General features: G+C 62.4%; 14 protein-coding genes and 1 pseudogene. 2 read left to right on the top strand and 13 right to left on the bottom strand.

Features of this window, described 5'->3' with window-relative positions:
- Positions 1-24: 24 nt before the first annotated feature.
- Positions 25-1,509, bottom strand: a pseudogene (locus tag NA8A_RS23630) (phosphoketolase family protein); the annotation flags it as partial.
- A 321-nt stretch (positions 1,510-1,830) separates the two neighbouring features.
- Between NA8A_RS23630 and NA8A_RS23625 the strand changes: the two are divergent.
- Together NA8A_RS23625 and NA8A_RS23620 are read left to right on the top strand one after the other, a co-directional pair.
- The gene (locus NA8A_RS23625) at positions 1,831-2,124 is read left to right on the top strand and encodes a c-type cytochrome (RefSeq protein ID WP_009452964.1); all 294 of its coding nucleotides are present in this window, start codon (positions 1,831-1,833) and stop codon (positions 2,122-2,124) included.
- A gap of 163 nt (positions 2,125-2,287) precedes the next feature.
- Positions 2,288-3,034, top strand: a complete 747-nt coding sequence (locus NA8A_RS23620; protein ID WP_143088155.1) for a universal stress protein — start codon at positions 2,288-2,290, stop codon at positions 3,032-3,034.
- An 88-nt stretch (positions 3,035-3,122) separates the two neighbouring features.
- Here NA8A_RS23620 and NA8A_RS23615 read toward each other — a convergent pair whose 3' ends face one another.
- From NA8A_RS23615 to NA8A_RS23565, 12 genes are all read right to left on the bottom strand, one after another.
- Complete coding sequence (locus tag NA8A_RS23615; protein ID WP_009452962.1) at positions 3,123-3,818, bottom strand: VIT1/CCC1 transporter family protein; 696 nt, start codon at positions 3,816-3,818, stop codon at positions 3,123-3,125.
- On the bottom strand, positions 3,815-3,964 hold the full coding sequence (locus NA8A_RS24825) for a hypothetical protein (RefSeq protein WP_009452961.1): 150 nt from the start codon (positions 3,962-3,964) through the stop codon (positions 3,815-3,817). The genes NA8A_RS23615 and NA8A_RS24825 overlap by 4 nt, the downstream gene beginning before the upstream one ends.
- A 157-nt stretch (positions 3,965-4,121) precedes the next feature.
- Positions 4,122-5,375, bottom strand: coding sequence for an MgtC/SapB family protein (locus NA8A_RS23605; RefSeq protein ID WP_009452960.1), 1,254 nt, complete (start codon positions 5,373-5,375; stop codon positions 4,122-4,124).
- A 528-nt stretch (positions 5,376-5,903) separates the two neighbouring features.
- Positions 5,904-6,971, bottom strand: a complete 1,068-nt coding sequence (locus NA8A_RS23600) for an ArsO family NAD(P)H-dependent flavin-containing monooxygenase (protein WP_009452958.1) — start codon at positions 6,969-6,971, stop codon at positions 5,904-5,906.
- A complete protein-coding gene (gene arsH / locus NA8A_RS23595; protein WP_009452957.1) occupies positions 6,968-7,723 on the bottom strand; it encodes an arsenical resistance protein ArsH in 756 nt (251 codons plus the stop codon). The genes NA8A_RS23600 and arsH overlap by 4 nt, the downstream gene beginning before the upstream one ends.
- A 10-nt stretch (positions 7,724-7,733) precedes the next feature.
- On the bottom strand, positions 7,734-8,828 hold the full coding sequence (arsB, locus tag NA8A_RS23590; protein WP_009452956.1) for an ACR3 family arsenite efflux transporter: 1,095 nt from the start codon (positions 8,826-8,828) through the stop codon (positions 7,734-7,736).
- A gap of 18 nt (positions 8,829-8,846) precedes the next feature.
- Positions 8,847-9,266, bottom strand: a complete 420-nt coding sequence (gene arsC, locus NA8A_RS23585) for an arsenate reductase (glutaredoxin) (RefSeq protein WP_009452955.1) — start codon at positions 9,264-9,266, stop codon at positions 8,847-8,849.
- Between the two features lie 8 nt (positions 9,267-9,274).
- Positions 9,275-9,793, bottom strand: coding sequence for an arsenate reductase ArsC (locus tag NA8A_RS23580; RefSeq protein WP_009452954.1), 519 nt, complete (start codon positions 9,791-9,793; stop codon positions 9,275-9,277).
- 11 nt (positions 9,794-9,804) lie between these two features.
- Complete coding sequence (locus NA8A_RS23575; protein ID WP_009452953.1) at positions 9,805-10,137, bottom strand: ArsR/SmtB family transcription factor; 333 nt, start codon at positions 10,135-10,137, stop codon at positions 9,805-9,807.
- A 64-nt stretch (positions 10,138-10,201) separates the two neighbouring features.
- Positions 10,202-10,423, bottom strand: a complete 222-nt coding sequence (locus NA8A_RS25740) for a hypothetical protein (RefSeq protein ID WP_420864581.1) — start codon at positions 10,421-10,423, stop codon at positions 10,202-10,204.
- Positions 10,424-10,803: 380 nt separating this feature from the next.
- A complete protein-coding gene (locus NA8A_RS23570) occupies positions 10,804-12,534 on the bottom strand; it encodes a SulP family inorganic anion transporter (RefSeq protein ID WP_009452951.1) in 1,731 nt (576 codons plus the stop codon).
- 29 nt (positions 12,535-12,563) lie between these two features.
- On the bottom strand, positions 12,564-12,825 hold a 262-nt coding region (locus tag NA8A_RS23565; protein ID WP_009452949.1), incomplete at its 5' end, for a DUF6691 family protein.

Below are 12,825 nucleotides of genomic sequence, written 5' to 3'. Positions count from 1 at the left end.
TCAACTTTGGATGCCGTTTGACAGATTGACCATGGAATCGACGATGTGAATGAAAGCTTCGTAGCAGGAGAACAGGCCGTGCCGCCCGGTCAGCAGATAGCCCTCCAGCCAGCCCTGGCAGAGATGTTCCGATAGAATCTCCATGACCCGGCCCTCGCGCGCCAGGTGCACATCATAGGGTTCGATCGTCTCCATCCAGACCCGATCCGTGACCTCGAAGACGGCGTCGAGCCTATTCGAGGCGGTCTCGTCCGGACCCATGAGGCGGAAATTCCTTGCCTCGGCATTGAGGCGCAAGACCTCACGCAGATAAGCTCCCATCAAGCGGGTCGCCTCGGCGATGGTTTCGCCTGGTCGATGGACATCGACGGCGAGGCTCTTCCAGTCCGGCAGGACGAGGTCCTTCTTCAACACTCCGCCATTGGCATGCGGCAGCGCTCCCATCCGCTTGTCACCGTCGGGAGCAAGCAAAGCGAGTTCCGGCAGGAGGCGACCGTCGCCATCGAACAACTCCTGCGGTCGATAACTGCGCAGCCAGTCTTCGAGGATCTGGCGGTGGGCGGCATCACCCCGCGCGTTGGATACCGGGACCTGGTGCGATCGCCAGAAGTCCTCGACCTTCTTCCCGTCGACTTCCTTCGGTCCGGTCCAGCCTTTCGGGCTGCGCAGGACAATCATGGGCCAGCGCGGCCGCTCGCCGGACCAGTCTTCAGCGCGGGCCTGCAGCTGGATCTCCCGGATACTGTCCATCGCCCTGTCCAGGGTATCAGCCATGGCCCGGTGCATCGGAACAGGGTCCTGACCCTCGACGAACAGCGGCTCGTAGCCGTAGCCCCGGAAGAGATCTCGCAGTTCCGCGTTCGGCATGCGCGCCAACAGAGTGGGGTTGGCGATCTTGTAGCCGTTAAGATGCAGGATCGGCAGAACCGCGCCGTCCACCTTTGGGTTGAGGAACTTGTTGGAGTGCCAGGCTGCCGCCAGCGGTCCCGTCTCCGCCTCCCCGTCGCCGACGACACAGGCCACGATGAGGTCGGGGTTGTCGAAAGCGGCGCCGAAGGCATGGACAAGCGCGTAGCCGAGTTCGCCGCCTTCGTGGATCGAACCCGGCGTCTCTGGGGCGACGTGGCTGGGTATACCGCCAGGAAACGAAAATTGGCGGAACAGTTTCCGCAGTCCGGACTCGTCCTGCGAGATCTCCGGATAAATCTCGCTGTAGGAGCCCTCGAGATAGGTGTTCGCCACCATCGCCGGTCCGCCGTGGCCGGGCCCGCAGATGTAGAGGACGTCCGTATCCCTTTCCTTGATGACGCGGTTCAGATGCACGTAGATGAAGTTCAGGCCAGGTGTCGTTCCCCAGTGGCCGAGGAGCCGTGGCTTAACGTGTTCGGCCGCAAGAGGCTCTCGAAGTAGTGGGTTGCCCATCAGGTAGATTTGGCCGACAGATACGTAGTTGGCGGCTCGCCAGTAGCGGTCAATTAGACCGAGTTGGGTGTCACTTACGTCTGCCATCCTGAAGTCACTCCACGCTCGCATACCGACCAGTAATTAGGCCATCGCTTCCCGACCCTAAGGTAAAATTTGTCCAACGTTCATCTTGCTGGGTACGTCCGTCGACCTCCTGTACGCTGCGTGTCGATTACTTGGACAACAGCTCAAGGACGTGCGACGTCTGAGATACCGCTGCGATTTCTCCGAGCGTTGATCGAAATCAACACAGGAAGCTTATCAAGGTGATTGTCAATGAACAGGTAGAACTCTTTCGTGCTACGAGACTGAAATCACGATCAGGGAGCTAGGTCAGTGTCCGAAAGGTTGGTCAAAATAGTCGGAATGGCAATTCTTGTCGGGCTTGTCGCAACGTCGGCCGGGGCAGACAACATTGCCGAGGGAAAGGCGCTGGTGGAACTCAACTGCGCGCGCTGCCATGCCGTGGATCGAACCAGCGAGAGCAGTCATTCCGACGCCCCACCATTCAGGACGCTTTCGCAGCGCTACCCCATTGATGCGCTCGAGGAAGCATTTGCCGAAGGCATCTCCACGGGGCATCCCGACATGCCCGAATTCGTTGCAACACCGGAACAGATCCAGGCTATCCTTGCCTATATCAGCAGCCTCGGCGACTGAAGCTCGGCCGCCCAGGCCTCAATGCAGGAGCGATAGCGCTGCAAAACGATAGAACTGGAAGGACATGGCCTTGGAATCATGCCGTCTGCGAAGCCTCCTTGTTGGCATAGATGCGGATAGCTCCGCGTCAGCTCCGGCGTTGACCCGTGCAATGGACATGGCCTTGGCTTACCGATCGACGCTCACGGTCTACGTGTTCGCTCCAGACTTGCTGCAGCCATTCCCGCTGACGCTTGGCTCCTCCTCGATCTGGATTGAACAAGAGGAGGACAGGATCGAACAGGCCTCTGAAGAGGCCGCGCGGTCGGTTCGCCAGCTTGCAGCTGAAAAGGACGTGGCTGTGGCGCTTGAACATGCCCGCTCGCCCTTCGAAGGGCGCTACCAGCGCTTCATCGCATTGGCACGTGTTCATGATCTGACAATCCTTCCGGCGGCCGAGCCATCACGCTCGTGGGCCCGTCCGGCGATCGAGCACGCGATCTTCGACACTGGCCGACCCGTGCTTGTAACCCCGAAAGAGCGTCGGCCAATAGCAGCCAAGGTGGCCATCGCCTGGGATGGGAGCGCAAGAGCCGCGCGCGCGGTTCGTGACAGCCTCGACTTCTTGATGATGGCCGATCAGGTCAGCATCGCGACCGTCCTGGACACCAAGGGATCGGAGGGACTGCAATCAGCCGATGAGCTAGGCAACTATCTCAGGCTCTACGGCATTGAGCCGAAAATCGCGGTGATCGCGAATCCACCGGGTGACGACGAGGGCGAGCCGATACGCTCGTTTCTTGCCAGCGAGCAGATGGAACTTCTGGTCATGGGAGCATTCGTGCATTCGCGTCTGCATCAAACGGTATGGGGCGGGATGACCCGCTCGATACTCGAAAACTGTCCCGTTCCTGTGATGATGTCCTATTAGGTCGGAATCGGTTCAAGCTAATCGTTCAACTGACTAGCGATCGCGATCAAAGGTCAGTTGTTGGTCCGATGCCCGCCGCCAGCATCGCTCACACGGCCTGACCGACCAGCGCGCCGATTCCTGCGGTGAGCCCCATCGCCAAGGCCCCCCAGAAAGTGACCCGCCATGTGGCCCGCATGACGTTGGCTCCGCCCGCCTTTGCGCCGATGGCTCCCAAGAACGCTAGAAACAGCAGCGAGGCGGCCGACACCGCCCAGACCAACGAAGCGGCCGGCGCCAGAAGCACCATGGCCAGCGGCATCGCCGCGCCGACTGCGAAGGTCGCCGCCGACGTCAATGCCGCCTGGATAGGACGGGCCGTTGTCGCCTCGGAGAGTCCGAGCTCATCCCTTGCGTGGGCGCCAAGTGCATCCCTGGCCATCAGCTGTGCGGCAACCTGCTGGGCAAGCTCATCCGACAAACCGCGTCCGACGTAAATCTGCGCGAGTTCATTCTTCTCAAATTCAGGCTGTGTTTCCAGTTCCATCCGTTCGCGAGCGAGGTCGGCTTGCTCTGTGTCCGACTGCGAACTCACAGACACATACTCGCCTGCCGCCATCGACATTGATCCGGCGACCAGCCCGGCGATTCCCGCGACAAGGATTTCCGAAGTCCCCTGTGCCGCGGCGGCAACGCCGACGATGAGGCTAGCCGTGGAAACTATGCCGTCATTTGCGCCGAGCACGGCCGCCCGCAACCATCCGATCCGCGAGACGAGATGCTTCTCTGTGTGCAGCCTGTTCATTCGACCGATACCAGCATCAGTTCTTCGGGGTTGAAGGCATCAGTTTGACCAGCGGGATCCGTTTCAAGGTGGATCTGCGCGGTCTTTGCCGTTGCGATAGACCCGTGGGCATTCACCCGGCGGGGTTCGACCTTGTATTCGAGCATCACTCAACCTCTTTCCTAAGCACGACAAGTGCGACGCGCGCCGATCATCGTGTACTTCAAAAGATTGCCGAAGATGTTGATCTGAATCACCCCATGGCGCGCGTCAACGGCTGAGGTTGATGGTCTGCTCAACTGAGCCGGAGCCCGCCCCATCCTGTCAGACGGCCATCCCGAGCCAGCAAGCGACACCGGCCGCCGCGGCCGCGGCCAGCGTGATGATGGCAAGCGGCAGAGAGAAGCGGACGGGGCCGGCAAGGATCGACAGGGACAGCCTGCCGATTGCATTTGCGGCGAGCGCCACCAGCACCGCTCCGCCCACGGTGTTGATGGCTGCCGTCTGCTCGACAAGACGCAGTGCGCTCAACACTGCGACATCGACATCGAATGCGCCCGACACCGCAGAGGTCATCAGAAGTCCGCCCTCGCCGAAGCGGCTGGCGAGCGCCGCACTCGCGGTTGAGACGACCGCAAATGAAGCGGCGAAAAGAAGCAACGAGGCGAGCTCAAACGGATTGCGCTCGCCTCCTTTCTCCCTTGTCGGATGAACGCCGTTGCGAACCAGCAACACAGCTCCGCTTGCCGCGAGGACCATCGCGGCGGCGAGCGCGGGCACCACGATCCACCCTAGAACCTGCGGTGCGATTATCGCGACGATAACCAAGACTCGCAGGATCGAGACCAGCGCTGCGAGCCCCGCGGCCCCGGCGAGCGGCAACGCATTGCCCTCTGCCTTTGCCATGCGGGCCAATGCCACCGTCACCGCAGTCGACGACACGACGGCACCTGCGAGCGTACCGACGAGCAGGCCACGTGTCTGGCCAAGAACTCGCACCGCAACGTAACCGCCAAAGGAAATTGCCGCGATGACAACCGTGAAGAACCAGATTTCGAACGGGTTCAAGCCGCCCCAGGGATCGATCGCCCGATCGGGCAGCAACGGCAAGACGATGGCCGTCATGACAGCGAGGATCATGGCCGAGCGGAGTTCGATCCAGGTCAGGCGCCGCAGCAAATCGTGCAGCACCTCGCGGCTGGCGAGGACGGCGGCGAGGGCCGCGCCGCCGGCGGCCGCGGCACGCGTGTCACCGAGCACGGCGAGTGCGCCGAGGGCAAAGACGATCAGGCCAGCCACGACGCCCGTCACGCTGAAGTTCTGGTCGTGCTCGGCCTCGCGTGCCGAAAACCACGCGAAGATCGTGGCGAAGCCGAGGAAGCCAGCGATCAGCACCCCGGAGCCTAGCGCCTCGGAGAGCGCGGCGAAGATCCCGCCGAGCAGGCCAACCAGCCCAAACGTCCGGAGACCAGCGGTGCGGCTGCGGTCGGGCGCGCCACGCTCGCGCCAGCCCCGCTCCAGGCCGACCAGGAGTCCGATAGCCAGTGCGAGGCCGAGTTGGGCGATCAACTGGTCCATCAGCGTCAGCCGGGAAAAATCGGCAATTGGTCATGTGCCCAGCGCACGATGAGGCCCGACGACACAGCGCTCGAGGCGCGCGCAGTCTCATAGCCGCGGTGATCCAAGGTCTGGATACTGCGGATACCAAGCTTGGAGACTACCTCACGTTGGACACCGGAACCAGGCCGACCGAGTGGGTCGGCGTCGACCGGTACAGGGAGGCTCCCGAACAACTTCACGTCACACGTGCAATAGCATGCGAGGTATTCGAACATCCACCGGACCTCGCTCTCTGTGCGGTTATTGACGAATGCTCTCCACTGTATCGACCCTGTCGTCAAGCGTTCCGTGGCTCGCGGTGAACGAGCATGCACCCGAAGCTGTTTCGTGGGATTGGAACGCCGTAGGCACCGTATCCCTGGTGACCGACGGTTCCCGGTCGCTTGGTCGCAGCGATGCGGCGACACAAAAAATCTCGAGCCCGCAGTTCGTTGTCGCGCACGCAGGACACCGGCCCGGAGGAGCCGGCAGGGCGCCGCTATTTCCTCAGATGAAAGATCCGGGCATCTGAAGGGCAGCCTTGATGCGAGGTGCCAGTTCCCGGGCCGTGCGGCCCGCGCCGATCAACGTTGCTGACGCGGCACCCGTCCAGTTTCCATATCCCTGCAGCCAAAGCCGCGGTTCCTCGACCGCACGTTGATCGACCACTTCGATGCGTCCATCAGGGCCGACCACGCCAAGCGACCGGAGGTGCCCTGTCGCCGGACGGAATCCGGTGCACCACAGGACGGCGTCGACATGCGTCTCCGTTCCGTCCGCCCACAAGACACCGTCGATCGTGAAGCGGAGGAAGGGGCGGACCGATTTCAGCACGCCGCGGTCGCGCGCTTCTTTCACCGGCGGGACCATGACGATGTCACCCAAGGTCGTGGTTGAAGCCTGGTCGAAGTCACCGCGCACGCGCGCGCTAGCGCGTTCGAACAGGACGCGCCCGTCGACGTCGTCTGGCAGGAAGACAGGGTCCTTCAGGGTGACCCAGACCGTCTCTGCGAGCGCGCTGACCTCGGCGAGGATCTGCGCCCCGGAGTTGCCGCCGCCAACAACCAGCACCCGCTTGCCAGCGAAGGGGATGGGACTGCGATATTCTGCCGAATGGAGCTGACCGCCGCGGAACAATTCGCGGCCCGGATGATCGGGAATGTAGGGTGCGCTCCACGTTCCCGTTGCGCTGACGACGGCCCTCGCGGTGAAGGTCCGCCCGTTCCTCAACTGGAGACAGAGCCGTTCGGGGTCCCGTTCCACGGTTTCGACGTGACAAGACCGCTCGATCGGAAACGCATAGCGTTGCTCGTAGCGCGTCAGGTAATCGATCACCTCGTCTCTGCTCGGGAAGCCGTCAGAGCGGCTCGGCGGTATCGGCCAGCCGGGAAGCGAGCTGTAGGTCGCCGGCGAGAAAAGATGAAGCGAGTCCCAGGCATGAAGCCACGCGCCGCCCGGGCGGTCTTCGGCATCGAGCATGAGGAAATCGACTCCCGCGCGACGAAGATAATAGGCAACGGCGAGGCCCGCCTGCCCTCCTCCGATCACGACGACATCATGATCCCCTTCATTCATGCGGAGCGCTTCTGTGGCATGGTCGCGATCGTGGAAAGATCCGTCGCCGCATCGATCGTCTTCCCTGCACCTTTCCTCTCCGAGTAGCGGTCGACGAGCCGAGCCGCATGCGGCCGGGTGAGAATGGTGAATCGGACCAGTTCCTCCATCACGTCGACGATGCGTTCGTAATAGACCGACGGCTTCATGCGTCCGTCTTCGTCGAACTCCTGATAGGCCTTGGCGACGCTCGACTGGTTGGGGATCGTGATCATCCGCATCCAGCGGCCGAGCAGCCGTAGCGTGTTCACGGCATTGAAGCTCTGCGAGCCGCCGGAAACCTGCATTACCGCCAGGGTCCGACCCTGTGTCGGGCGGATGCCGCCCATGTTCAATGGCAGATTGTCAATCTGCGCCTTCATCAGCCCAGTGATCTGACCGTGCCGTTCGGGACTGCACCAGACCATTCCCTCCGACCAGATCGCATGCTCGCGCAGTTCCCGGATAGCCGGATGATCGTCGCCTGCCACCTGGTCGGGAAAAGGCATGTCGAACGGATCGAAGATCCGCACCTCGGCACCGAAGAAGCGCAGCAGGCGCCCAGCTTCCTCGGTGGCAAGTCGGGAGTAGGAACGCGGCCGCAACGAGCCGTAAAGCAGCAGGATTCGCGGGGCGTGCTCTTCCGGCCCCAGTCCGAGGCCGGGCCGCTCCGCGACAAACCGGGCATCGAGCGCCGGCAGATGGTCGGGATCATCGAGTTCGCGTAGCCTCATGGTGTTTCTCCTATGACCGGGCCGTCGCGGCGGCCGGCATGGTATCGGGCGCGGTGTCGGGAAACCAGCGCCTGCCCATCCTAAGCGCGACATGCACGAGCAGGACGAGCACCGGGACTTCGACCAGTGGCCCGATGACGGCTGCGAACGCCACCGGGGACGCGAGGCCGAAGGCGGCGATGGCGACCGCGATGGCAAGCTCGAAATTGTTGCCGGCAGCCGTGAAGGCAATCGCCGTCGTGCGAGGATAGTCGGCCGCGATCAGCCTGCCCATCAGGAAGCTGATGACGAACTGGACGACGAAATAGATGACCAGCGGCACGGCGATCAGCAGAGCGTCCGATGGCAGCCGCATCACGTCGCCGCCCTTCAGGCTGAACATGGCGACGATGGTGAAGAGCAGCGCAACAAGCGTGATCGGGCTGATCCTGGGCAGGAAGATGCCCTCGTACCAATTGCTCCCCTTGCTGGAGATCAGGACGCGCCGCGTCAGGTATCCGGCGGCGAAGGGGATGCCGAGATAGATCAGGACAGCCTCTGTGATCGTCCAGAAGCCGACGCCGACCACGCTGCCCTCCAGGCCGAACAGCGGCGGCAGGACGGACAGGAAGAACCAGGCATAGGTCGAGAAGAACAGGATCTGGAAGATCGAATTGAATGCGACGAGGCCCGCGACATACTGGTTGTCGCCCTTCGCCAACTGGTTCCACACCAGCACCATCGCGATGCAGCGCGCCAACCCGATCAGGATCACGCCCGTCATGTATTCGGGGTGGTCGCGCAGGAAGATCACCGCGAGCCCGAACATCAGCGTTGGACCGATAATCCAGTTCTGGACCAGCGACAGGAGCAGCACGCGCTTGTCGGCGAATACGCGGTGCAGCTCCTCGTAGCGCACACGGGCGAGCGGCGGATACATCATCAGGATCAAGCCGATGGCGATCGGGATGTTCGTCGTGCCTACGGACATGGCGTCGAGCGAGGCCGGAAGGGTCTCGAAGGCGGTTCCGAGGAAGACGCCGAGCGCCATCGCCGCGAAGATCCAGACCGTGAGGTAGCGATCGAGGAAGGACAGCCGGCGTGCCGGAGGTGTTGCGTTCGACATTGGAATTTCCCGTGGTTGTCAGGCGAGCCTGTTGCTTGCCGCATCAGTCACCTGCTCGCCGTCTTCCTTGGCGAAGGCGCCCTTTTGGGCGGGCAAGAGGTCGAGGACCGTCTCGGACGGACGGCAAAGCTTCACGCCTTTCGGCGAGACGACGATCGGACGGTTCATCAGAATCGGATGCTTCTCAATCGCATCGAACAGCTGCTCGTCTGTCAGGGCGGGATCGCCAAGGCCGAGCTCCCGGTAAGGCGTGTCCTTCACGCGGAGGATACTGCGGAGCGACGTGCCCATCCGCTCCACCAGCTTGCGCAGCAGCTCTCGCGTCGGCGGTGTCTTCAGGTACTCGATAACATGCGGTTCGATTCCTGCATTGCGGATCATCGCAAGCGTGTTGCGCGAGGTCCCGCATTCGGGGTTGTGGTAGATGATCACGTCCATGCCGGGTCTCATGCTGTTGCGGCCGCCGAGACTTCGAGCTTTCCGATCTCGCGCAACCTGGACTGGAGCGACATCCGGTCGATCGAAGCCAGCGGCAGCGCCAGGAAGGCGGAGATACGGTTCGATAGCTGCCGATAGGCATCCGCGAAAGCCAGGTGCTTCTCGGCATCCGTGCCTTCAGCGGCTGCGGGATCCGGAATGCCCCAATGCGCTGTCATCGGCTGTCCGGGCCAGACCGGGCAGGCTTCGTTTGCGGCGTTGTCGCAGACGGTAAAGACAAAATCCATCTTAGGCGATCCGGGCCTCGCGAACTCCTCCCAGGATTTCGAGCGCGCGAAAGACGCATCCAGCTTCAGGTTCTGCAGGAGTTCGAGCGCGAAGGGATGCACTTCGCCTTTGGGCTGCGATCCGGCGGAGAAGGCGTTGAAGCGACCGGTGCCGAGATTCCTCAGGATCGCTTCGGCGAGGATGGAACGGGCGGAGTTCCCCGTGCAGAGGAAAAGGACGTTGTAGAGTCTGTCGGACATAGAAAACGCTCCTAGCAATCGCAGGTGACGGCATTGATGACTGGACGGCAGAGTTCCGGCGCGCCGTTGCAGCAGTCTTCCATCAGGTACGCGAGCAGGTCACGGAATCCGGTCATGTCGGCGACGTAGCGCACGGTCCGGCCATCCCGCTCGGGTCGGATGAGCGCCGCATGCGTCAGGATCTTGAGATGCGAGGACGTCGTGTTCTGAACTGCGCCGACCCGCGTCGCAATCTCACCCGCTGCAACCCCTTCTTGCCCCGCGCGCACAAGGAGGCGGAAAATATCCAGGCGGGTTTCCTGTCCCAGCGCGGCCAACGCGGCAAGTGACGTTTTCTTGTCCATAAATCTGCCCTTCTCGATATATCGACGCGCGGTGAGTAGCATGAGACGCTGCCGACGAAAAGGCCTAGTTTGCCTCAAAAGAAAGACAGGTCCCCGGCTCGACGCGTTCGATGCCGAACGGCAGCAGTGTGATCCCCTCGGCTTGAGAGATCGCCCGCAGGCTGGCCGAAGAGCCGCGCCCCAACATTGCCAGGTGCGGCAGCCCGTCCGAGCCTCCCGGGCAAGCATTCCTCCTCAGTGTCGCGCGGGTGACTGTGGCGCGGGTCGCTGCACAGGCGACCGCCACGCCGCCGCGCGCACTGATGTTCCGCATCGAGATCAACACCTATCACGGCTTCGCCTAGACGATAATGAAGAGCCAGGGCCACCTCATCTGTACCAAACAAGGAGTGCCTCACCTTCTGCCCGCCAAGGCCTGGGCGCATCTCACAGGCCTCGAGGGCAACGCCCGATCGGCACGACAACGAGAGCTGTCCGACACGGACGGCACGCTCGCCTTCGGCTACGTTTCACCAGACCGTGGCTCATTTCCACTCGAGGGGACAGAAAACGCATTTTGTGACACACAAAAATACCGCTCGAACGGTCAATACTAAGGATTCGTGGATCGGTTGACTTGCTGGCTGCGACGGTCGCGGTGAGGGGAGCCGCACGGTTGCATTGAGTTCATCTAGTGCTTGGCCGATCAGTTGTGTCCAGGCATCGCAGCGCGTCATACTGACTGAGGAATACCTTGCCAGTCAGGCCTTCGAGGAAATGGGTCCGCTTCAGCCTGTCCATCACTGGACCCTTGACTTCGGACAGATGGAAAGTGATGCCCGCGTCCTTCAGGCGATGATTGATCTCCTCAAGGCTTTCGAGCGCCGAGGCATCGATTATGTTCACCGCCGAGCACATCAGCACGACGTGTTTGAGCTGCGGCCGCTCGGCAACAAGCGCCGCGATGCGATCTTCCAGATAGCGGGTATTGGCGAAATAAAGGCTTTCATCAACCCGCAGGGACAGGATTTCGGGCGATGTCTCCACCCGATGGCGCTCGACATTGCGGAAGTGCTCGGTGCCTGGCAATTGGCCGACAACGGCCATGTGCGGGCGCGAAGTGCGGTAGAGATGGAGCAGCAGCGATAGCACAACGCCCATGACGACGCCGATCTCCACGCCGACAAACAGCGTGCCGAGAATGGTCGCGGCCATGGCCGAGAAGTCTACCTTGGAATATGCCCAGACACGACGGATGGCGGCGGCGTTCACCAACGAAAGGACAGCGACGATGATCGTTGCGGCAAGTGTCGCCTGCGGAAGGCTGGCGAGAAGCGGCGTGAGGAACAATGTGGCGAGCGCGATGCCGATGGCGGTGTAGATGCCCGCAGCAGGCGTTTCAGCGCCGGCATCGAAATTGACGACCGAACGGGCAAAGCCGCCGGTGACCGGATAGCCGGACGAGATCGCCGAGGCGATGTTGGCCACGCCAAGCCCGATCAGTTCCTGATCCGGCACGATGCGCTGGCGACGCTTGGCGGCCAGCGTCTGCGCGACCGAGACCGATTCCACGAAGCCGATCAGCGAGATCAGCAGAGCAGGGACGGCGAGCATGCGGATGAGTTCGAGATCGAAGACAGGCAAAGCAAGGACGGGCAAGCCTTGCGGGATGGCGCCGACGAGCGCGACGCCCTTCGGGCCGAGGTCGAGCATCGTTACGGCGAGGATCGTCGCGGCAACGGCCGCAACCGGTCCGGCCTTGGTGGTGATGTCGGCCATGCGCGCCGAAAGGCCGAGCGCGACTAAGACGCGCTTGAGGCGCAGTCGCACGAAGTAGAGAAATGCCAGCACCGACGTGCCTATGGCGAGCGTCGGCAAATTGATCGAGCCGATATTCTCGACGAGGCCGGTCGCGATCTGCGGCAAGGTGTGGCCGCCGGCAGGGATGCCAAGCAGATATTTGAGCTGGCCGGCCGCAATCAGCAGTCCAGAGGCGGTGATGAAGCCGGAAATCACCGGGTGGCTCAGGAAATTCGCGACAAAGCCCAGCTTGAACAAGCCCATCGCGATCAGCATAGCGCCGGACAGGAAGGCGAGCAGCAGAGCAGCAGCGAGATAGGCGGGCGTGCCCTGAACTGCGATCTCGCCGATGGCAGAGGCGGTCATCAGGGAGACGACGGCCACCGGACCCACGGCAAGCGACCGGCTGGTGCCGAACGCCGCATAGGCGACCAGCGGCAAGATCGAGGCGTAGAGCCCGATCTCGGCCGGCAGGCCTGCCAACATCGCATAGGCGAGCGATTGCGGGATCAGCATAATGGTAACGATAATCGCCGCGACTATGTCGTTGGTCAGGGTCGCGCGGGAATAGCGCCGACCCCAATCGAGGATCGGCAGATAATCTGCCAGCCGGTACATTGTCGTGATCTTTCGTTTCTTGCCCGTTTTTAAACGGTACGGGGTGACGCGCTGCCTTCGCCAAGAAGGCGCGCGGCCCACATGCCGAGGATCATGGCGGGGATGAAGGCGAAGGTTCCGGTCGCGCCGAGCCCAAGCGCGGTCAGCGCTGGACCCGGGCAAAAACCGCCAAGCCCCCAGCCGATACCGAAGAGCGCCGGGCCGGCAAGAATGCGCGCGTCGATGTCGTTGCGCGTCGGCAGATGGAAACGGTCGCCGGCGATCGGCTTGTCAAACGGCATCCAAAGTTGA

It is taken from the genome of Nitratireductor indicus C115 (genome assembly GCF_000300515.1).
Taxonomy (GTDB): domain Bacteria; phylum Pseudomonadota; class Alphaproteobacteria; order Rhizobiales; family Rhizobiaceae; genus Nitratireductor; species Nitratireductor indicus.
The sequence above is the reverse complement of the archived record's forward strand: the minus strand, read 5'-3'. Positions and strand labels throughout refer to the sequence as shown.